19 protein-coding genes are annotated in these 20,512 nt (G+C 53.9%); 9 read left to right on the top strand and 10 right to left on the bottom strand.

The features are described from left to right. Positions 1-26: 26 nt before the first annotated feature. Complete coding sequence (locus AAGA79_RS12600; RefSeq protein ID WP_411826158.1) at positions 27-497, bottom strand: hypothetical protein; 471 nt, start codon at positions 495-497, stop codon at positions 27-29. Positions 498-648: 151 nt separating this feature from the next. Then, the gene (locus AAGA79_RS12605; RefSeq protein ID WP_411826159.1) at positions 649-2,040 is read right to left on the bottom strand and encodes a dihydrolipoyl dehydrogenase family protein; all 1,392 of its coding nucleotides are present in this window, start codon (positions 2,038-2,040) and stop codon (positions 649-651) included. Positions 2,041-2,081: 41 nt separating this feature from the next. On the opposite strand from AAGA79_RS12605, the gene AAGA79_RS12610 reads away from it, so the two are divergent. Both AAGA79_RS12610 and AAGA79_RS12615 read left to right on the top strand, forming a co-directional pair. After that, positions 2,082-3,038, top strand: a complete 957-nt coding sequence (locus AAGA79_RS12610) for an aldo/keto reductase (protein WP_411826160.1) — start codon at positions 2,082-2,084, stop codon at positions 3,036-3,038. A gap of 45 nt (positions 3,039-3,083) precedes the next feature. Continuing rightward, a complete protein-coding gene (locus AAGA79_RS12615; RefSeq protein WP_411826161.1) occupies positions 3,084-4,040 on the top strand; it encodes an aldo/keto reductase in 957 nt (318 codons plus the stop codon). A 4-nt stretch (positions 4,041-4,044) separates the two neighbouring features. Here AAGA79_RS12615 and AAGA79_RS12620 read toward each other — a convergent pair whose 3' ends face one another. From AAGA79_RS12620 to AAGA79_RS12630, 3 genes are all read right to left on the bottom strand, one after another. Further along, positions 4,045-4,893 carry a DNA-methyltransferase gene (locus tag AAGA79_RS12620; protein ID WP_411826162.1) on the bottom strand — a complete coding sequence of 283 codons (849 nt, stop codon included), beginning with the start codon at positions 4,891-4,893 and terminating at the stop codon, positions 4,045-4,047. Between the two features lie 57 nt (positions 4,894-4,950). Continuing rightward, positions 4,951-5,262 carry a hypothetical protein gene (locus tag AAGA79_RS12625; RefSeq protein WP_411826163.1) on the bottom strand — a complete coding sequence of 104 codons (312 nt, stop codon included), beginning with the start codon at positions 5,260-5,262 and terminating at the stop codon, positions 4,951-4,953. A gap of 159 nt (positions 5,263-5,421) precedes the next feature. Beyond that, a complete protein-coding gene (locus AAGA79_RS12630; RefSeq protein WP_411826164.1) occupies positions 5,422-7,062 on the bottom strand; it encodes an ABC1 kinase family protein in 1,641 nt (546 codons plus the stop codon). 271 nt (positions 7,063-7,333) lie between these two features. Here AAGA79_RS12630 and AAGA79_RS12635 point away from each other — a divergent pair, with 271 nt between their 5' ends. The 3 genes from AAGA79_RS12635 to AAGA79_RS12645 all read left to right on the top strand — a co-directional run bounded on the left by AAGA79_RS12635 (position 7,334) and on the right by AAGA79_RS12645 (position 9,238). Beyond that, on the top strand, positions 7,334-7,507 hold the full coding sequence (locus AAGA79_RS12635; RefSeq protein ID WP_411826165.1) for a YqaE/Pmp3 family membrane protein: 174 nt from the start codon (positions 7,334-7,336) through the stop codon (positions 7,505-7,507). A gap of 273 nt (positions 7,508-7,780) precedes the next feature. Further along, positions 7,781-8,491: a L,D-transpeptidase family protein gene (locus tag AAGA79_RS12640; RefSeq protein WP_411826166.1), complete on the top strand. Its 711-nt coding sequence runs from the start codon at positions 7,781-7,783 to the stop codon at positions 8,489-8,491. Positions 8,492-8,596: 105 nt separating this feature from the next. Next, complete coding sequence (locus AAGA79_RS12645) at positions 8,597-9,238, top strand: M50 family metallopeptidase (RefSeq protein WP_411826167.1); 642 nt, start codon at positions 8,597-8,599, stop codon at positions 9,236-9,238. Positions 9,239-9,241: 3 nt separating this feature from the next. Here the strand turns inward: AAGA79_RS12645 and AAGA79_RS12650 are convergent, their stop codons facing one another. The 3 genes from AAGA79_RS12650 to AAGA79_RS12660 all read right to left on the bottom strand — a co-directional run bounded on the left by AAGA79_RS12650 (position 9,242) and on the right by AAGA79_RS12660 (position 12,097). Then, positions 9,242-9,988: a sulfite exporter TauE/SafE family protein gene (locus AAGA79_RS12650; protein WP_411826168.1), complete on the bottom strand. Its 747-nt coding sequence runs from the start codon at positions 9,986-9,988 to the stop codon at positions 9,242-9,244. Positions 9,989-10,074: 86 nt separating this feature from the next. After that, positions 10,075-10,971, bottom strand: coding sequence for a LysR substrate-binding domain-containing protein (locus AAGA79_RS12655; RefSeq protein ID WP_411826169.1), 897 nt, complete (start codon positions 10,969-10,971; stop codon positions 10,075-10,077). An 85-nt stretch (positions 10,972-11,056) separates the two neighbouring features. Further along, positions 11,057-12,097 (bottom strand): YeiH family protein, encoded by a 1,041-nt coding sequence (locus tag AAGA79_RS12660; protein WP_411826170.1) that lies wholly within the window; start codon positions 12,095-12,097, stop codon positions 11,057-11,059. Positions 12,098-12,251: 154 nt separating this feature from the next. Between AAGA79_RS12660 and AAGA79_RS12665 the strand changes: the two genes are divergently transcribed. Together AAGA79_RS12665 and AAGA79_RS12670 are read left to right on the top strand one after the other, a co-directional pair. Next, positions 12,252-13,976, top strand: a complete 1,725-nt coding sequence (locus AAGA79_RS12665; protein ID WP_411826171.1) for an ABC transporter ATP-binding protein — start codon at positions 12,252-12,254, stop codon at positions 13,974-13,976. Then, positions 13,973-14,650, top strand: a complete 678-nt coding sequence (locus AAGA79_RS12670) for a haloacid dehalogenase type II (protein ID WP_411826172.1) — start codon at positions 13,973-13,975, stop codon at positions 14,648-14,650. The genes AAGA79_RS12665 and AAGA79_RS12670 overlap by 4 nt, the downstream gene beginning before the upstream one ends. An 81-nt stretch (positions 14,651-14,731) precedes the next feature. Here the strand turns inward: AAGA79_RS12670 and AAGA79_RS12675 are convergent, their stop codons facing one another. Continuing rightward, positions 14,732-15,955: an MFS transporter gene (locus AAGA79_RS12675; protein WP_411826173.1), complete on the bottom strand. Its 1,224-nt coding sequence runs from the start codon at positions 15,953-15,955 to the stop codon at positions 14,732-14,734. A gap of 2 nt (positions 15,956-15,957) precedes the next feature. Further along, entirely contained in the window at positions 15,958-16,851 is an 894-nt protein-coding gene (locus AAGA79_RS12680; RefSeq protein ID WP_411826174.1) for an AraC family transcriptional regulator, read from the bottom strand. A gap of 149 nt (positions 16,852-17,000) precedes the next feature. Here AAGA79_RS12680 and AAGA79_RS12685 point away from each other — a divergent pair, with 149 nt between their 5' ends. Together AAGA79_RS12685 and murC are read left to right on the top strand one after the other, a co-directional pair. Next, complete coding sequence (locus AAGA79_RS12685) at positions 17,001-18,047, top strand: aldo/keto reductase (protein WP_411826175.1); 1,047 nt, start codon at positions 17,001-17,003, stop codon at positions 18,045-18,047. 149 nt (positions 18,048-18,196) lie between these two features. Next, positions 18,197-20,509, top strand: a complete 2,313-nt coding sequence (murC, locus tag AAGA79_RS12690) for a UDP-N-acetylmuramate--L-alanine ligase (protein ID WP_411826176.1) — start codon at positions 18,197-18,199, stop codon at positions 20,507-20,509. Positions 20,510-20,512: the final 3 nt, after the last annotated feature.

Here is a 20,512-nt window from a genome sequence, read left to right on the forward strand (position 1 = left end):
CACACGGCATAGCGGCTTCAGCTATGTCAGCGATCAACTTTGTAGTGCGCTACCGATAGATCTTTAGCCTTTGCCATTTGAAAAGGCGTTCCGAAATAAACGCCACCTATTGGCTCGCCGATCCCGTCGTAAAACGTCAGGTGCAAAAATCCTCGATGTTTAATGGTCAGAGTTGCTTCGAACTCATGCCAGCCACGTTTTGCCTGGACGATTTGGGATTTGTCAGTCTCTTCAAATCCATCTGATTCAGTCTGCGTAACCAGTAGGATCAAGCGCGCAGCCTCGATGGAATCGAGTCTGTATCGCCCTCTAACAGTGACGACATCACCAGGTTCCAGATTCCTTGAGGTTGAGATGACCTCGGAAATTTGCACAACGTCACCATCCCTGAACGCCTTCGCACCGATCTGAACTGGCACAATTATCTTCTCAACCGAAGCTCGAGCAGCGACTGAAAATACAAGAATCGATATCAGGAGAATAGCGGTGGTTTTCATGGTCAAAAGTTACTTGGGTTCGTTCGCAGTATGCACTGCCGGAATCTTGCATCCAGTGGGATCTTTCACCTGCACTCTTTCGCGTTTTCAATAGATCCCTGACTAGCGCCGGACTTGGCCTTCCCATCAGTCTGAGCCCTCAGGGGCTACCCTAGCTGCCTAATTCATCCACCAAATCCTCCAAAGGGTAGCTCCAGATTTCGCTTAGAGTCGGGTGATACCAGTGCACTTTTAGAAGATCCGCAGGTTTTGCTCCCAGAGTAATGGCTACCGCCATCGCGTGGATCAACTCACCCGCATCCTTACCCACGCATTCCGCGCCAATAAGCTTCCCGCTCGCTTTGTCCGCCCAAGTCTTAACGTAACCATACTTCGCCTCCATCAGGATTGATTTTCCGTGATCATCAAAAGGGTAATCCGCCACCACGACAGCGATCCCACGGTCTTCGGCTTCCGCCAAAGAAATCCCCGCCGAGGCAATCTGCGGGTCGGTAAATACCACCGCCGTCTTGCCATCGTAATCCACCGGTGTCACCGATTTCCCCGCAGCATGCCCTGCCGCCACCTCGCCCTGCATGATCGCCAGGTGCACAATTTCAAATGGCCCGGCAACATCTCCCGCAGCATAAATCCTCGGATTAGCAGTCTGCTGCATATCATTCACCTCGATATGTCCTGATTTCTTCGTCTCCACCCCTGCTTTCTCCAGGCCCAGTTTGGCGGAATTAGGCTTCCGTCCCAGCGCGTTGAACAAGTGAGCGGCACGCACTTCTTTGCTCTCTCCATTTTCACTGAACCTGACCACATATTCCTCACCTTCCTTCGCCACGGATTCCAGACTCGTATCCGTGTGCAAATCGATCCCTTCATCGCGGAAGGCCTTCATCACCACCTCTGCCGCGTCCGGTGAGGTCTCTTTCAAAACAATCGAACTACGCTGGATCTGAGTCACCTTGGTCCCTACCCGATTGAGGAACTGCGCTAGTTCACATGCCACAATCCCACCGCCCAGCACGATCACCGACTCCGGCAGGAAATCCAGATCCAGCACATCATCGCTGGTCCAGTGCGGAGTTTCACGCAAACCCGCCACATCAGGCGTATTTACCACAGATCCGGTCGCGATCATGAAATAATCCGCCGTCACCCGTTCTCCGGAACCTTTCAGCTCCACAGTCTTCTCATCCACGAAAACCGCACGATCCCGGATCAGATGAAAGCGATCCGATTTCAGCTGCTCCCTCCTGTATGATGAAAAATCCTCGATCGTCACCAGCTTCCTTTCATGCAAAGCCTTCATATCCGCCCTTGCATTCTCCACTTTCAGGCCAAATTTTTCTCCGTGCTGCGCAAGATGCAGAACTTCCGCGGAATAGATCAAAGTCTTTGATGGCATACAGCCCCTCAGGATACACAGCCCGCCCAACTCTTCGGCATCCTCGATGACTGCCACGTTATCAAAAGTCTCCTTCGCTGTCCGCGCCGCGGCATAACCCGCGCTACCACCACCTATTACCACATAATCAAAATGCCGAGTTTCCATATTTACGAAACTACGCGAACAACCTCATCTGACAACCCGCTATGAAACAAAAAACTTTCCACCTGAAAAACGGCGACACAATCCCCGCACTGGGCCTCGGCACCTGGCGCTCCCAGCCAAACGAAACCGCAGACGCGATCATGGCCGCACTCGAGAACGGTTACCGCTATTTCGATTGTGCATTTATCTATCGAAACGAAAAAGAGATCGGCGCGGCCTTCTCCAAGGCATTCGCCTCCGGGATCGTGAAGCGTGAAGATGTATGGATCACCTCCAAGCTCTGGAACAACCGCCACAAACCCGAAGAAGTCATCCCTGCCCTCCGCGAAACACTTGCGGATCTACAACTCGACTACCTCGACCTCTACCTCACCCACTGGCCCGTTGCCTACAGCTCGGAAGTCGTCTTCCCGGAGAAACCCGAACACTTCTACTCCCCGAAGGAACTCCCTCTCACAGAGACATGGAAAGGCATGGAAGCAGCTCTCGAAGCAGGCCTCTGCCGTCACATCGGGGTTTCCAACCTCAATCCCGTCCACCTCGAAAAACTTACGAAATCCGCCACGCATCCTCCGGAATTCGATCAGGTCGAGTGCCACCCATTCCTCGCCCAGCACGAACTTCTCGAAGTTTGTAATAAACACGGAATCATCCTCACCGCCTATTCCCCACTTGGCACCGGCAAGGAAAAATCACCCGACGCCCCCGATGTTCACACGAATCCCGCACTGAAGAGCATCGCCAACATGCACGATGTCACTCCCGCACAGATCGCCATCGCCTGGGCCATCCAGCGCGGCACCAATGTCATCCCGAAATCCAATAACCCGGAGCGCCAGCAACAAAATCTCGCAGCCTCCCATATCGTCCTGACCGCGGATGAAATGAGCCGGATCGACAGCCTTGATCGCAATTACCGCTTCGTCGACGGCACCCAGTGGACAGTCATGGAAGGCTCCCCCTACACCCTTGAATGGCTATGGGAAAGCAAGGCGTGACGGAAATGTCCCTTGCACTGTTCCAGATCAAGGCAAGCTTTCAGCATGGATCAGAAAACACTCACACTTAAAAACGGCGACAAATTCCCGGCCCTCGGCCTCGGCACCTGGAAAGCAGAACCCGGCGAGGTAGCCAAAGCGGTCACACGCGCACTTGAGATGGGCTACAAACACATCGATTGTGCACCTGTATACGGAAACGAAAAGGAAATCGGCGAGGCACTCTCCGCCGCTTTCAAGAGCGGTATCGTAAAACGCGAGGACGTTTGGATCACCTCGAAACTCTGGTGCGATAAGCACAAACCGGAAGATGTAATCCCAGCCCTTAAGCAAACCCTCGCAGATCTCCAACTGGACTACTTGGACCTCTACCTCGTGCACTGGCCCATCGCCCTCACACCCGGAATAGACTTCCCCGAAAAAGCGGAGGACTTCATTTCCGCAGATGATCTACCCCTCTCGGAAACCTGGAAAGGCATGGAAAACGCGCTCAGCGAAGGTCTCTGCCGCCACATCGGCGTATCCAATGTAAATCCGGTTCTTTTGGAATCCATCGTCTCATCCGCCAGCCACCCGCCGGAAGTCAATCAAGTGGAGTGCCATCCATTCCTTTCACAGAAAACCCTTTTGGAAACCTGCGAAAAACACGAGATCATCCTCACCGCCTATTCACCACTCGGCAGCGCCAAGGAAAAAGAAGGCGACGCACCCGATATCTTCAGCGATGAAACATTGGAGAAAATCGCTACAACCCACTCTTCCTCACCCGCCGAAATCGCTCTGGCATGGGCCGTCCAGCGTGGCACCGTGGCCATCCCGAAATCCACCAACGAGAAACGCCAGAAAGACAATCTGAACGCATCCTTCATCACCCTTTCCGAGCAGGAAATGACTGATATCGATGCACTCAATCAGGACCACCGCTACGTCGATGGGAAATTCTGGACCGAAGACGGCTCCCCATACTCACTCGAGTGGCTTTGGGAAGGTGCCCCGAAATAGTAGCTTAACTTAGCGAAACTGCCCACTCGGCGGATTCCATTTCCTCAACGGCCACCTTCAAATACTCGGAATCAATATCAAAGCCGATGAACCGCCCCACCCCACAGCGGGCGGCGGCCATCGCTGAGTGACCTATTCCCAGAAACGGATCCATCACCACTAGATCTTTCCGGATGCCGTGCAACTTCATGCACTGCTCCGCAAGTGCGGTGGGAAAGGTAGCGGGATGCGGTCTATCCTTTGCTCTCCGCGTGATTGTTTTGTATGGGATAAACCACGTATTTCCACGGCATTTCACATCCTTTCCGTCCGTATGGCCCCACCGCGCGATATTTGATTTATCAGCATACGGCACCCCGATCGCCAGCCGATCCAGTTTAGTCGTTCCCTCCAATGTAAGGTGAAACACCGGCTCATAGCAGTCGTTCAGAAAACGCTGGGAATTGATCGGTTTGTAATGCCCCCGTTGTTTCTCGGATCCTTCATCCGTCGGCATCGCGATCGATTTGATCCAGTGAATCGTGTTCTGTAGTTTGAAAATTCCCTCACCAACCAGCAGATTGATCACAGAATACGGAAGCATCGGCTCCTTTAAACTCCCGGCTACGTTCAGGAAAAACGAACCCCCAGGCTTCAGACAGCGCCGCACCTCACCGGCCCACTTTTTCGTCCATTCCAGGTATTCGTCAGCAGCTAACTTATCGTCATATTTGGAATATTTGATCCCCAAATTATACGGTGGAGAAGTCACCACCACATCCACGCTGGCATCCGGCACATACTTCGCCATCCCCTTCACGCAGTCCCCGGTATGGAACCGGAACCCTGCCGACGTACTCTGATTGCTTCGCATTCAACGATAAGAAACCCTCACCGCTCAAAAGTACAGCCGGAAAATCTGACTCCCCGCCTACCGCCTCTGATATTGTTCCGTAGGGAGAAACAGCGACACAAATCCCATAAACAAAGCCTTGAACAGCTTGTAGATTACGAGAATTACCGCAGCGCACATTCCCACCACGACCAGCAATACCAGTCCTATAGCCCCGAGAAACGCCCAAAGCGGCCACCACCGTGGATCGAGTTCCCGCACTTTTCCCTGCCAGCTACGCCAATCCTGCCAGTCACCGCCAGCGCGGTTCTTTTCCACAGGCCGCGGCTCCACCGATACTCCGTCGATTTCTACCACTTCTGCCTCGATTGTCTGCTCACTGCGTTCCATTGCGGGAAATAATAGCGCATCTGCGCACAAGTGCATCCTTAGTTTTTTCAGGACACAAAAAAGCGAACCGACTGATTAGCTTCAGGGAAAACCCAATAACCTAAAGCGTCTCAGTCGGATCGCTAAAAGTATAACAGCACTAGCCGTGCCAAGTTTTACTCACTCGTCCTTGAAAAGAATATCGATCAGCAACCAGATTGCTCCCAGTGCCGCTACAAAGAAGAAAATGATCGCCAGTCCGGGATAACCCCAGATCTCGAAACTCGTCGGAACACGGGCCAGCATCGAAGATCCAATGATCAGTGCAGCCAGAATTAACCCCATCGTGATCCGGTTGGCGATTTTCTGAAATCCCTTCATCAGGGTCTTCTCGTCGATCATATCGACCTTTACCTTCAGCTTATTATTCGCAGCCAGATCCAGGATCTCATTCGTTTTACGCGGCAGCGTGCTCATCATGTCCTTCATCTCAGTCAGGATCCCCATGATGGAAGCCATCGAGAAAGTATCCTTCAGCCGAGCTGTTGAGAGGGTTTCGAGATTCTTACGGATCGCCGCGGAAGGATTGAATTTCGGAGAAAGCGCGATCCCCACTCTATCCAGATTCATCAATGTTTTCCCCAGCAGATTGATTTCAGCAGGAATACGGATACCCACCTCCGCACATGCCTGCATCACCAGCAGCACCACCCCGCCAATCTGTAATCCTTCCAGATCGGAGCTATTGGATTGCCCGACCAAATCATCTATCCGGTTGATAAACTTATTCCGGTCAATGCTTTCCCCGCGTGATTCGCCTATCCTGATCGCCGCCTCCGCGGTCTGCAATCCATCACCATGGCTGATTCCCGCCAGCAAATGCACAAGCTGGTCCCTCAGACGTTCATTGATCCTACCCACCATCCCAAGATCCAGAATCGCGATCTTGTGATCCGGAGTCAGCAGTAGATTGCCCGGGTGTGGATCAGCATGGAAATATCCATCCACCAGAATCTGCTGGAGATAGGCCCGGAAAAGCTCATCCGCCAGACTTTCACCATCCAGGTCAGCTAGAATCGCCCCGGAAAGCGAGGTCACCTTGGTGCCTGGAAGGTAATCCATCGTCAGCACCAGACCTGTGCTGTAGTCATCCACCACTCTTGGAATCACCAGACGCTCGAAAGATTTCAGATTTTTCCCCAATTCCTTCAGCTGGTTCGCCTCCTTGTTGTAATCCAGCTCATTCATCAGGCTCGTACGGAACTCAGAAAGGACCCGCCCGACCTCGTAGCGCTTGCCGAATTCCGTGCGCTCTTCCATGAAATCCGCGATTTCCTGCAAGCTTTCCAGATCCGTTACAATCTCCTTCCGGATATTCGGCCGCTGAACTTTCACTGCCACTTTCCGGCCATTTCGTAGAGTCGCACGATGCACCTGACCCAGCGAAGCCGCACCCAGTGGACGCTCTTCAAATTCATTGAAGGCCTTCGAAATTCTCACCCCGAGCTGATCCTGCACGATCTGCTCGATCTGGTCATATGGAACCGGCTCCACATCATCCTGCAGCCTGCTCAGAGCATCCATGTATAGCGGGGAAATCAAATCACTCCGCGTGGAAAGCAGCTGACCGATCTTTACAAACGTCGGCCCAAGCTTCTCCAGATCCTTCGCCAGATCTTCAGCATCCGCTTTTCCCTCAGCCTCTGTGAACTCACTTGTTGTTGCGAAATCCCCTTCATTTGCGATCTCGGAGTTTCCGTGTTTCCAGAATAACAGGGCTACATCCTTATAACGCTTCAAATGGGTAGGGGCTACTTTCATGCCTCAGCCTATTGCATCCGGCGTGCCGCGCAACTCATCCATCCGAAACCCGCCCCATAGCTCACATTTCGCGTAAAAAACCATTTTAGATATCCTGCATTTTGCAATATCTCCCCTGTTTTATTCATGCATCTAGGTGGAAATAGTCGCTTACAGAAATCACATTACCCGTCCGCAAATCCCATTGCTACTGCGGTTTCATTGTTCTAGGCGGCAACGGCACATGCCTTGCAATTCCGAAAGTGTTTCAACAAATAAACACAACACAACCATGTCTAACGCAGCACCAGCCAACAAATTACTCCTCATCATCCTCGCCGTACTTCTGCCACCCCTTGCGGTAGCACTTCACTCCGGCTTCGGTAAAAGCTTCATCATCAACCTGATCCTAACCCTCATTTTCTATATTCCCGGCCTCATTCATGCGCTCATAGTTATTCTGTAAATTCAGAGTAAAACCCTAGCGCTTACTTGCGGACCGCTAACCGGGCAGGTAAAAAGGTTTTGTGATTTTTACAAAGCCTTTGAGAACTGCCTCTTTCCGCATGAGATCCCTTCATCTCCCGCTTTTCGTGTTGCCTATTCAGGCGGACGAAGCGGGAGATCTCCGTTTGGAGGTAGCTGTTTCCAGAGCTGAATCGTAAGTCGATCCAATCAATTCCGGCCAAAGATCCTTCCACCTAGGAAAACACAATCATCAGATAAGGAACAAATTGATATGAACTCACGTTTTCCGCTCCTTATCTTAACCATATTCACACTGGCTGCCTGTGGCGGAGAAGCAAACGGCCAGAAACGCGCAAAAGAAGTGGAATCCCGAATCTCACAGCCGCTGACCGAGCGCCTCAAAGAAAAGACACTTGAACTGGGTTCCCCCATCTTCATCCGCGCCTTCAAGGAAGAACTCGAGCTCGAACTCTTCGTTAGAAATTCCAAAACCGGAAAGTTCGAGCTATTCGAAACCTACCCCATTGCCCGTAGCAGCGGAAAACTTGGGCCGAAACTTGCCGAAGGCGACCGCCAGGTCCCCGAGGGATTCTACTATGTCCCCCCTTCCGCCATGAACCCGAACAGTACATACCATCTGTCGTTCAATATCGGCTACCCCAACTCCTTTGATCGCGCGCACAACAGAACCGGATCCCTCATCATGATCCATGGCAGCAATGTCTCCATAGGCTGCCTTGCCATGACAGACCCCGTCATCGAAGAAATCTACACCTTGGCCACAGCCGCCCACAAAAACGGGCAATCCTACTTCCGCGTCCACATTTTCCCCTTCCGCATGAATGGGGAGCGAATGCGGAAAGCCGCAGCAAGCCCCCATCTCCAGTTCTGGGAAAACCTGAAGGCAGGCTACGACCACTTTGAAAATAGCAAAGTCCCCCCTGAAGTCTCTGTAGAAAATAGAACCTACACCTTCAAATAACCCGGGCCACCTACTTCAATCCGCCCCAAAGCCCAATCCAGGAAAAGCCATTCCCTTTCCCATTCAGTTGCACGCCCCCGAAATCTGCCCTAGGAATCCCCGCAGATGATCAATTTCTCAATTTTCAATATCCCTGTCCGCATCGAGCCAATCTTCTGGCTCACCATGGCATTCGTCAGCGGCCGTCTCTTCGCCGATAGTAAAGAGCAGATCTTCGGCCTCCTCCTCTTCATCCTCGCCGGTTTCATATCCATCCTCATCCATGAGTTGGGCCATGCCCTCACCGCCAAATCCTTCGGAAAACGTGTGCATATCGTCCTCCAGGCATTCGGCGGCTACGCGGAATACGATAACAATAAACCTCTCCGCCCCCGGCAGACATTCGCCATCACTGCAGCAGGCCCAGCAATCCAGATCGTCCTCGGCTTCACCGCGATGGTCTGTCTTCGATCTATCCCGAACCTCTCGCCCTACGCCGTTGATTTCCTTCGTTCGCTCTATTTTATCAGCATCATCTGGGCGATCCTCAACCTGCTCCCAATCCTCCCGCTCGATGGTGGCCGCCTGGTCCAGACACTGCTCGGCCCACGCCGCATCCGCACCACACTCATGATTTCCGTAGGAACCGCGGCGTTCATTTGCGTCTTCGGCATGCTTTCCGGACAGCTTTTCCTCGGTATCTTTGCTGGATTTATGGGTTACCGCTCATTCCAGGCGCTCCAGCAAATCCAAACCCGGAAATTCTGATTTCTAGAAAAAAAGCAGCCTCACCGCCGCAAGAAGAGAGAAACCGACGATCATCCACTCGAACGCGGCTTGTGGCACACGGCCAATTAGCCATCGCCCTGCCACTACGCCGATTACCACCCCCGGCACCAGCTTCGCATTTTCCCACAGGCTATCCTGCGTAATCGTCGCCAGCTTCGCATTCAGCGGTAGCTTGATGATATTGATCAGCAGGAAGAAGCGCGCGCCCACCCCCAGCATCTCCATTTTCGGAGTCCGCCGGGACATGAGGTAGAGTTGTATCACCGGCCCGGCCGCATTCGCCAGCATCGTCGCAAAGCCTCCCAGAACCCCCGCGCCCAGACCGAACCCGCTTGAATCAGCCATCCTGGAGAAAACATCAGGCGAAACCCTCCGAAAAACCTGCACAACAATCATCAGCAGCACGCAGATACCTATCAAACGCTTCGCCAATAGGTCATCGATCTCTCCCAGCAAAAACCATCCAAGGCCCAGCCCGACCAGCGTCGCCGGCAAAAGCTTCCACACATACCTCCACGCCCCGTGCTTTAGAAACGCCGGATAAGCCATCAGATCCGCGACGATCAGCAACGGCAAAGCCAAACCCACCGACTCCTTGGCACCGTAAACCTCAGCCAGCAGAACAACCGAAATCAGTGAAATCCCACTGAACCCCGCCTTCGCAAGCCCTATACAAACCGCTGCCACCAGCGCGATCATCAACATCTTCGGGTCGTCCAACATCTGCATTGACCTTGATTCGAACCAACCTCGAATAGAAAGGATTTATAAAATTCTATAAACGGTTCAAATTCACCTCGCAGCATCTGTTTCGCTCACACTCCTCCAGATTTCCTCAGCAAATCGGACAGCGCACCAGCCGGACCGGTAGGCGTTGAACCTTGTGCGCTGATGATCGTGAATGGACGGGTGATGTGCAGATCTTCGATCTCTATTCGTGCCAGCTTACCCAGCGCCAATTCATTGGAAACTGCGAGACGGGATAGAAATCCCAATCCTATTCCCGCTGCGATCAATCCCTTTATCGTCTCGCTCCCTGAACTCTCCATCGCGATGTTCAGCTTCGCGGAATTAAGGCCCACCTTCTTCAGGGCTCGCTCGACCACCCGGCGGGTTCCGGAACCCGGCTCGCGCAGGATAAATGAATATCGCTGCAGGTCCTCCGCGGTAACCTTCTTCTTGAGCACCAGCGGATGATCAACAGCTGCCAGGCAGACGATTTCATCCATGAAAAACGGCTGGACTGCTAGATCACGACCTTTCCCGGAATTTTCGATCAGAGCGATGTCCAGCCGCCCTGCCAGCAGGGAGCCCGTGATCTCCTCGCTATTTCCGTTCTGCAGGGTCAGCGATACATCAGGATACATTGCCTGAAATTCACCCAATCGTTCAGGCAGGAAATACTGGGCGATGGTCATACTGGCACCAATCCGGAGGGGCCCCGCCAACCGCGGCGAACCCGAACGAATTCGAGCCTCTGCCACGCGCTGCAACTCTTGCACCTTTAAAGCATGTGCATAAAGAACGCGCCCTCCCTCCGTCAGGGTAATCCCCCCTTTACCGCGTTCGAAAAGCGCGACTCCATACAATTCTTCCAGAGCCTTGATATGCTGGGTCACCGCTGGCTGGGAGATATGCAGCGCCTCAGCCGAACGGGTGAAATTCAATTTCTCCGCGACGGTCTGGAAAACATGTAATCGGTAGTCTGACAATGGACGAAAGGTGATCGCTTCGCCTGACCGTTCAGGCTCTCGAACAAGAAATAAACCCGCATTCGACAGAGCCCAAAGCGCAAACTTAACAAATGTTCATAACGTAGATCTCCACAGCAGCTACCCCAGCCAGGGTTACCCAACCTATTAGTGCTACCACAACCGCCCGCAGACCATTTTCACGAAGCTTCCCGAAGTCCACCTGCAGTCCCATCCCCGCCATCGCCATGGCCATCAGGAAATTGGCAATCACCAGGATCTGCTCATTGTAGTTATCCAGGATCAGACGCGAGTCTGGAAAGACCTTGTATGCCAGCGTATTCAAAATTCCCACCACCAGAAATCCGAGCACGAACCATGGCTTCGGGCGCCCGCCACCTTCCTTGGAAGCCACTGCTTCGCCCCGCTTCTCCCGTGCTTTCCTCTTCTGCAACCAACCGCTGAGAATAAACACCGCCGGAACAAGTAAAACCACCCGCGTCAACTTGGTCACCGTTCCGATTTCCAGCGATTCCGGCACAGCTGTCACCGCCGCCATTACCTGCGCCACCTCGTGCAGGGTAGCACCTGCGAACATTCCGTAGATATGCGGATCCACCTGTAGCCAGCTTTGGCCAAAGGTGTAAACCAACACCGCAAGCGTCCCGATCAGGCTGCACATCGGGATCACCAGTGCGGGCGCATCATCATCCGCACCCAACGCGGGAGCAGCGGCAGCCACTGCCGACGAACCGCAAATCGAGCTATCCACCGCGATCAAGCACGACAAGGTCGCATCCAACCCCATTTTCAGTCCAAGCCACGTGATGAACGTCAGCCCGAATCCAATCACCGTCACATCCAGCAACAAAATGCGAAAACCTCCCTGTAGGACCAGATCCAGATTCAACCTCACCCCTAGCAAAATGATACCAAGACGCAGCAGGCTTTTCGCCGAAAATCCAATCCCCACATGATGCCCCAACGGCACCCCCATGAAAGCACGCCAGATCAATCCCAGCAGGAGTGCAGTCGAAAGCGGCCCGATATGCCTCAGTATCGGAAAATGGCTCAGCCCGATGGCTAGCACGGCAAGCAATACAGTCATGCCTACACCCGCACGGAAATGACGACTCTTTAAATTCACAACACTCATCTACCCCAACCACACCAATTCGGGAAATATCACTTCATGATAGTCGATAACATGAGATTATAACCGATCCTCTTTCGCCTCTCGTTCAACCAGACCCGCCTGATTAAAAGTTGGCTAGAACTCCCCAATTACTTAGAAAGACTTCATGCTCCGCCTCATCCGCCACACCTTGCGCTTCCCCCTTCTCAGCGGACTTTCCCTACTCATGGCAGTGATCTGCACATCATTGGTGCTCATCCTCCCCGGCATCACCATGCGCTTTATCGATGTGATCATAGGCCAGAACCGCCCGGATCTCATCCTTTCCACCGCACTCCTCGGCGGCGCGGCTATCCTTGCCCGCCAACTGCTTTTCACACTCCGCACCTACCTGAACAACCACCTGGAACTGAAACTTACCCACCTCATCCGGGTAGAGCTCTACGATAAACTCCAGCGCCTCCCCATCAAATGGTTCGATGAAAATTCCTCCGGAGAAATCATGTCCCGCGTAGCTGATGACGTCCCCTCCACCAACCAAGTCATCATTGAAGGTTTGGACCAAGCCATCGCCGCCGTTCTCCAGTTCCTCATCGTAATCGGCTACCTGCTCTATCACTCATGGGAGCTCACCCTCGTCACACTAGTCCCTCTCCCTTTCATCGGGATCATCACCGCCTGGTGGTCGAGAAAAGCGGAACCCAAATGGACAGCCTCCTCGGAAGCGTCCTCAGCCCTCAACGCAATTCTCCACGATAACCTCGCCGGAATCCGCCAGATAAAAGCCTACACCGTCGAGCCACAAGCCCTCTCGGATTTCGATGCAGCTTCCCAAATCGTCGGAGACAAACACATGGACGTCATGAAAGGCCAGGCCATTGTCTGGCCCGCCGTCTCCTTCATCGCGGAATCCGGCATCATACTCATGGTCGCATTTGGAGCCTACTGGACACTCAATGGCCAGCTTTCCCCCGGCACCGTAATCGCCTTCCTTGTGGCCTGGGGGTTCCTCTTCGAGCCCATTTCCCGCATCAACCCACTCTCCCAGACATTCACCAAAGGCCTGGTCTCCGCAAAACGGCTTTTCAAAATCATCGACACCCCGGATGAAACTCACATCACCGAGGGCAAGCGGCCCGCCACACTCAGCGGAAAAATCGAATTCCAGGACGTAACCTTCGCCTACAACGATGAAAGCACCGCACTCAGCCACGTGAGCCTCACCGCCAGTCCTGGCCAAACCTTAGCCCTCGTCGGCGCCACCGGCTCGGGAAAATCCACGGTCCTCAATCTACTCTCCCGCTTTTACGAGCCCTCATCCGGCCTCATCCTGCTCGATGGAACCCCCATTTCAGAAATTTCCAAGGAATGGCTGCGGGACAACACCGGCTTCGTCACTCAGGAACCATTTCTCTTCAACACCTCCATCCGCGAAAACCTCACCCTGGCAAAACACCACGCCACTGACGAAGAGCTCTGGGCCGTCCTCGATGCGGCCAACGCCGCCGAATTCATCCGCGCCCTCCCCGAACAACTCGACACCACTGCGGGAGAACGTGGCATCCGCTTTTCCGGTGGAGAAAAACAGAGGCTTTCCATCGCCCGCGCCCTCCTGAAAAATCCACCCATTCTCCTGCTCGATGAGGCCACCTCCGCCCTCGACAACACCACCGAAAAACTCGTCCAGGAGGCGCTCGATCGCCTCCGCGCAAACCGCACATCCTTCGTCATCGCCCACCGCCTCACCACCATCCGGAACGCCGATCTGATCTGCGTTCTCGATCACGGCAGCATCGTCGAGCAAGGCACCCACGAGGAACTCCTTGCAAAACAATCACACTACTTCCGTTTGCATCAGAAGAAAGCCGATCCGAACCTCACGGAATTATGAAACGCCCGGAAATTCTCTTCTTTGATGTAAATGAAACCCTACTCGACCTCACACCGCTTCAGGAAAGCGTAGCCCACGCCCTCGGCGACCGCAGCGACCTCGTCACCCTCTGGTTCACCACGCTCCTCCACCATTCACTCGTCGAAACCTGCGCTGGCTCCTTTCACGAATTCGGGGAAATCGGCGCCGCCGTTATGGTCATGGTCGCAAAAAACAACGGGGTGGAACTCGACCTCGATGCCGCTCGGGAAGCCACAAAACCCATCACCTCACTTCCCCCACACGCCGATGTCATACCGGCCCTCCAGCTGCTGAAAAAAGCAGGTTACCGCATGGCCCCACTTACCAACTCCCCGCAGCACGGACTGGAGGCACAGGTCGAATTCGCCGGCCTCGGCTCGTTTTTCGAGAAACAACTCAGCGTCTCCAACGTCAAAATCTACAAGCCCCACCCGGGCACCTACCACTGGGCCGCCGCTCAATTCGGAGTTTCTCCTGAAAACTGCATGCTCATCGCCGCACATGGCTGGGACACCGCCGGCGCGCAATGGGCAGGGCTTCGCTCCGCCTTCGTCGCCCGCCCCGGTGCACAAATCTACCCGCTCGGTCCTACCCCGGACATCACCGGGAAAGACCTCCTCGAAATTGCCGAAGAACTAGCACAGCTAAAGTAGTCACCTACTCCCGTCAGAGCTCAAAACCCGGGCTCCCCGCTCCTCGAAAACCTTCGCGGTGAATATTCGCCGGAAACATCTTCACTCCCTCGACTTTACTGAACGGAAAACAAGAAGACTCGCCACGCTCACACCCACCGAGAGCCAGCCCAGCCAGTGGTAATTGATCAGCCTTTCATCCACCCCCTCTTTTACAATCATACTCCCCACCGCCGCGGATATACCAACAGTCAAATCCCGCGTGCAGGAAATCAGGCTCATATACGCCCCGCGTCGCTTCCTTTCCACCGCTTGGGAAACCACCGCCTGCACCGGAATAAACCGACCGCTTGCGAAAATAAAGAATGCCGCAGCGATCCCCAGCACCTGCCACACTGGTCTCGGCCCTGAGTTCGTCAGCACCAGAATCACCGCGCTCGCAGATGCCACCAGAATTGAGTAAACGCGGAGTCTGCCGTGCCTGTCAGCCATTTTCCCCACAAACGGTCCCGTCACAATCGTGACCAACCCTCCAACCATATAAACGAGGAAAAGTTTATCCTCCGGCAGTGTCACATTGTGCACCAGATAAGGAGAAAGATAGGGAATCACCGAAAAATGGCCGATCACCACCATCGCCATCAGCCCGATTCCCCGCCACGCATTCGTATCCCGCACCAGCGCCAGAAACTCCCCCGGCGTTCTCACCTTTCTCACACCCGCCTCATCTTCCAGATGACCCCGCACCGGAGGCAGGATGTAAAACAACATCACCCAGATCACCGCAGCCAAAGCCGCCACCACCAGAAACGGAGCCTCCCATTTCCACCACTGCGCCAGCTTCAGCCCGAAGGGAACGCCCAACGCCGCCGCCGCGGAAAAAGCAGTCATAATGATCCCCATACCCTGTGCTCTCCGCTCCGCCGGCACCACATCGGACACAATAGCCATCAGCGTAGCCCCAGCTACACCACCGAAGGCTCCACAAACCGCACGGCAAAACATCAGAACACCTACCGAACCTGATAAACCGCAGGCAAGAGTGCCCAGACCGAAACCAGCATAGCAAAACAACAGCAGCTTCCTCCGGTCAAACCGATCCAGAAACGGAGCCGCCGCCAGCCCAACGATCCCCGCCGTCAGCGAGAACGAGGAAATCAGATTTCCAAACTGCTGGGGGGAAATCTGCAGATCCCTCATCAACTGTGGACCCAGCGGCATTATCACCATGAAATCCATGATGTGCGTGAACTGCACCGCCGCCAGCAGCAGCAAAAGCATCCGCTCCGTCAAAATCACCTCCCTACCATTCATACCTGCCTTCATATCTACTGCCCCCTCTTCCGAGTCAACGAAGGAGGCTCGCCAAACTTCCGTTTGTATTCACGGCTAAATTGAGAAGCGCTGGAATATCCCACCTCCAGAGCAGATTGAATTACGTCATTGCCGGATTGAAGCAGCCCTTGGGCCCGGTGCAGGCGTAAACACTTGATATAACGGAGTGGCGATTCCCCTACGACACTATTGAAATGCGCATGAAGCGAAGAAACGCTCACTCCGACATGCCGTGCTATTGTTTTAATCTCAAGTAGTTCAGATAAATTCCGTTGAATGAAAACTATCGCACAAGCGACTTTTTGGATTGGGGTGTTACTCTCGATTCGCTTTCGCAAAATATGCCCGGAAGGCCCTCTCAATACTCGATAGAACATTTCGCGTTTCATCCCCTCACTAAGAACGCGCCAATCCAGATTGGATTGAGTGCAACGAAGTAAACGGAGAAACGACTGGTAAAAATCACGATCGATTGCCGTAGGCAAAACTGCAGGCAACCTTACTGGAGCAGATTCCAAGGCAATTTCTTCACCCACAATACTCAATAGCTGGCTTACACAGGTCAGATCTAAATCGATGATCAGGCCGAGCAAAGGCTTGGCCGCACTCGCATTCGTAACCTGAATATTCACAGGAACTGTCAAGGTGGATAAAAAGTAGTGAGAAGGGCCAAAATCACGCACCTCACCAGGCAGGATAACTCTCACGCTCCCCTGCACTATCACAATCAGAGACGGTGAAAAAATCATCGGCTCAGGAGCCCCCTCCCGATCCTCACTCCAGAACCTCAAACCAGAGCAGACCTTCACTCTCGAATCACCCGCCCCTGCCAATCCCGCAGCAATCAACGAAACAGCTTCCTGCAATTGGCTTGGCTCAAAATCCATACTCACAATCATCACTTCATCTGATAAAATGGAGGAATAGGCAAGAAATACGAGCCATCAGTCATGAAAATCTAGAAATGAAATAGTATCGTTAATGCCACCCTAAACCAAAAACACGAAATACTATGGAGAAGCATTCAACTAACAAAATGGAATACAGACAGCTTGGAAACTCCGGGCTGCGCGTTCCAGTCCTCAGCTTTGGCACAGGCACATTTGCCGGGAAGGGACCGCTCTTTTCACACTGGGGTCAAACCACCGTAAAAGAAGCAAGATCCATGATCGATATCTGTCTAGAAGCAGGCGTAAATCTATTTGATAGCGCAGATGTCTATTCGGACGGCGAAGCTGAGATCATCCTTGGCGAAGCCATTAAAGACATCCGAAGCCAGGTCCTCATCGCAACAAAAACATCCCTACCCACCGGAGATGGAGCAATGGAAGCAGGCTCTTCCCGGTGGCGCTTGCTTCGCGCTGTCGAGGCCCAGTTAAAACGCCTTCAGACTGACCACATAGACATTCTCATGCTCCATGGCTTCGATCACTTCACACCCGTGGAAGAAGTTTTATCTACTCTCGATACATTGGTCCGCGACGGCAAAGTTAGATACGTAGGCGCCTCAAATTTCGCAGGATGGGAATTAATGAAATCTCTAGGCCTGTCCAATCAGCTGAAATACCCCCGTCACATTGTCCACCAAGTCTACTATTCCCTACTCGGCCGAGATTACGAATCTGAACTCATGCCCTTAGCACAAGATCAGGGCGTTGGCGCTATGGTCTGGAGCCCCCTTGCTTGGGGAAGACTCACTGGAAAAATTCGCCGGGGACAAGCATACCCAAAAAAAAGCCGTCTCCACGAAACCGCATCCTTTGGCCCTCCGGTCGATGACGAACGCTTATACAGCCTGATGGACATCCTTGATGAAGTTGCAAAAGAAACCCAAAAATCCATCCCGCAAATCTCCATCAACTGGCTATTACAGCGCCCCACAGTTGCCAACGTGATTATTGGAGCCCGCAATGAAAACCAGCTACGTGATAACCTTGGAGCCATAGGCTGGAAACTGAGCAACGACCAAATACAACGACTAGATAACATAAGCAGCCAGCTGCCTCCCTACCCCTATTATCCTTATCATATCCAAGAAGGCTTCGCCCGGATCAATCCACCGCTTGTCAGATATAAAAAATAACCGAACCAGCCAGATCCGGCCGAGTTGCAGGCGGATCCTGTTAAATACCCGAATGATTTCCCCAAAAAGCAAAAATCAGGAACAAAGATCTCACCACTTTTCCTCATTGCCGCAAATCCCCTGCCCATCTAAAAATCCCGCACGCGCCAATGTCCGATCTCACTTCCCAGCTCACCGATCTATCCACCCCTCAGAAAATCCACCTCATCGGTGTCGCCGGATCCGGCATGAGCGGCCTCGCCCTCCTACTCCTCGGCATGGGTCATACAGTCTCCGGTTGTGATCGCGTCACCACCTCGGAAACAGATCGCATGCAAGGGCTGGGTCTTATCTTTTCCTCCCCGCAAACCGCAGAGCCCATCAAAGGTCAGGACATCGTCGTATACTCCTCCGCCATCAAGCCCGGGAACCCCGCCTACGATGCTGCATTAGAAAACAAAATCCCCCTCATCCGCCGCGCGGAATGCCTCGCCGCAATCCTCCATACAAAAGCCGGCATGGTAATCTCCGGCACCCATGGGAAAACGACTACGTCCTCCATGACGGCACACCTCCTCCGTGAGTCAGCCCTCCTGCCCTCCTACTACGTCGGCGCGGAAATCCCCATCCTCGGAGCAAATGCCAAATGGGAGGAAGAAGGCGAATACATGGTAGCCGAAGGTGATGAATCAGACGGCACCCTCGCCCTCTACAAGCCAAAGCACTCCGTCATCCTCAACATCGAGGCAGAGCACCTCGACTTCTACCGCGACCTAGATCACGTCAAAGAAGTCTTCACAAAACTCGCGGACCAGACCTCAGGTAAAATCATTTACTGCGCGGAATGCCCCACCTCCCACGAAATTTGCTCCGCCCGCGAAAACTCCGTGTCCTATGGCTGGGAAACCACCGATGAAGAGACCAACTACACCGCCTCCAACATCCGCGATCTCAAAGGCTCATCCGCATTCACCGTTAAAAAAGACGGCGAAGTCCTCGGCGATATCGAACTCGGCATCCCCGGCGAGCACAACATCCTCAACGCCCTCGCAGCCATCGCCACCGCAGACATCTGCGGCGCGGAATTCTCGCACATCGCCCGCGCACTCTCCTCCTTTGCCGGAGCGAAACGCCGCTTCGAGACGAAATACCGCTCCAAGCACTTCCGCCTCGTCGATGACTACGGCCACCACCCGACCGAGCTCGCCGCGACTCTGCAGACAGCCCGCTCACTAAAGCCCTCCCGCCTCATTGTCCTCTTTCAGCCGCACCGCTACACCCGCACACAGCTGCTATCGGACGAGTTCGGAAAAGTCCTCCAGGCCGCGGATCGCGTCTTCATCACAGACGTCTACCCTGCCTCGGAAGCTCCGATCCCGGGCGTTTCCGGACAGACACTTATCGATGCCATGAAGGAGCACGGCACCATACCCGGCACCTACCTCCCTGATTTCGAAACCGCCCACCACACCGTCGGGAACTCTCTCGAGCAAGGCGATCTCCTCCTCACCCTCGGCGCGGGAAACATCCACGAAATAGGCACGAAAATCGCCGCGGACCTCAAAATTCTCGAAGACCTCCGCGACGTAATGCCCGAGGGCGAAATCGACGCAAAGCTCTACGAGCCCATGCGGAAACACACCACCCTTCTGGTTGGTGGCCCCGCACAATATTGGCTGGAACCACATTCCTTCTACGCCTTCGCATTTCTCGTGGATTCCTGCCGTGAGCAAGGCATCCCCATCCGCGTCGTCGGCCGCGGCTCCAATCTGCTCGTGAAAGACGGCGGCATCCGTGGCGCAGTCATCCACCCTACCGGTGGCGCATTTTCCGAGCTGTCAATTGATGAAAAAGGCCACGTCTCCGCAGGAGTTGGCGTCCGGCTCAAGAAACTCGCATCCTTCGCCGGTGCACACGGCATCGGCGGCTTCGAGTGGATGGAAGGCATTCCCGGAAACGTCGGCGGCTCCCTCCGCATGAACGCCGGAGCCATGGGTATCGAAACCTTCGACCAGGTCGTCCGCGTCACGTTTCTCGATGAAGACGGAGTCATACGCACACGTGAACGGGAGGAAATCGAGGCATCCTACCGCAACGTCCAGGAACTCCGCCGCCACTTCGCTCTCCAGGCAGTCTTCAAAGGGAAGAACGACACCCACGATAACATCAAGGACCGCTGGAACGAATCCCGCGAAAAACGGAAAAACTCCCAACCTATCGCCGCCTCCGCCGGTTGCACCTTCAAAAATCCACCCGAAATCGCCGCAGGCCGCCTGATCGATTCTCTTGGACTCAAAGGCATTTCCGTCGGCAAAGCGGAAGTCTCGGAAGTTCACGGAAACTTCATCACTAACAATGGCAAAGCCACTGCTACGGAAATTCTCGAACTCATCGCCTCTATCCAGAAAACCGCCAAAACTGAACGCGGCGTCACCCTCGAAACCGAGGTAAAAATCATCGGCGAAGACGAGTGGACTTTCTGAGCC

The sequence above is a fragment of the Luteolibacter sp. AS25 genome (assembly GCF_046736275.1).
Taxonomy (GTDB): domain Bacteria; phylum Verrucomicrobiota; class Verrucomicrobiia; order Verrucomicrobiales; family Akkermansiaceae; genus Luteolibacter.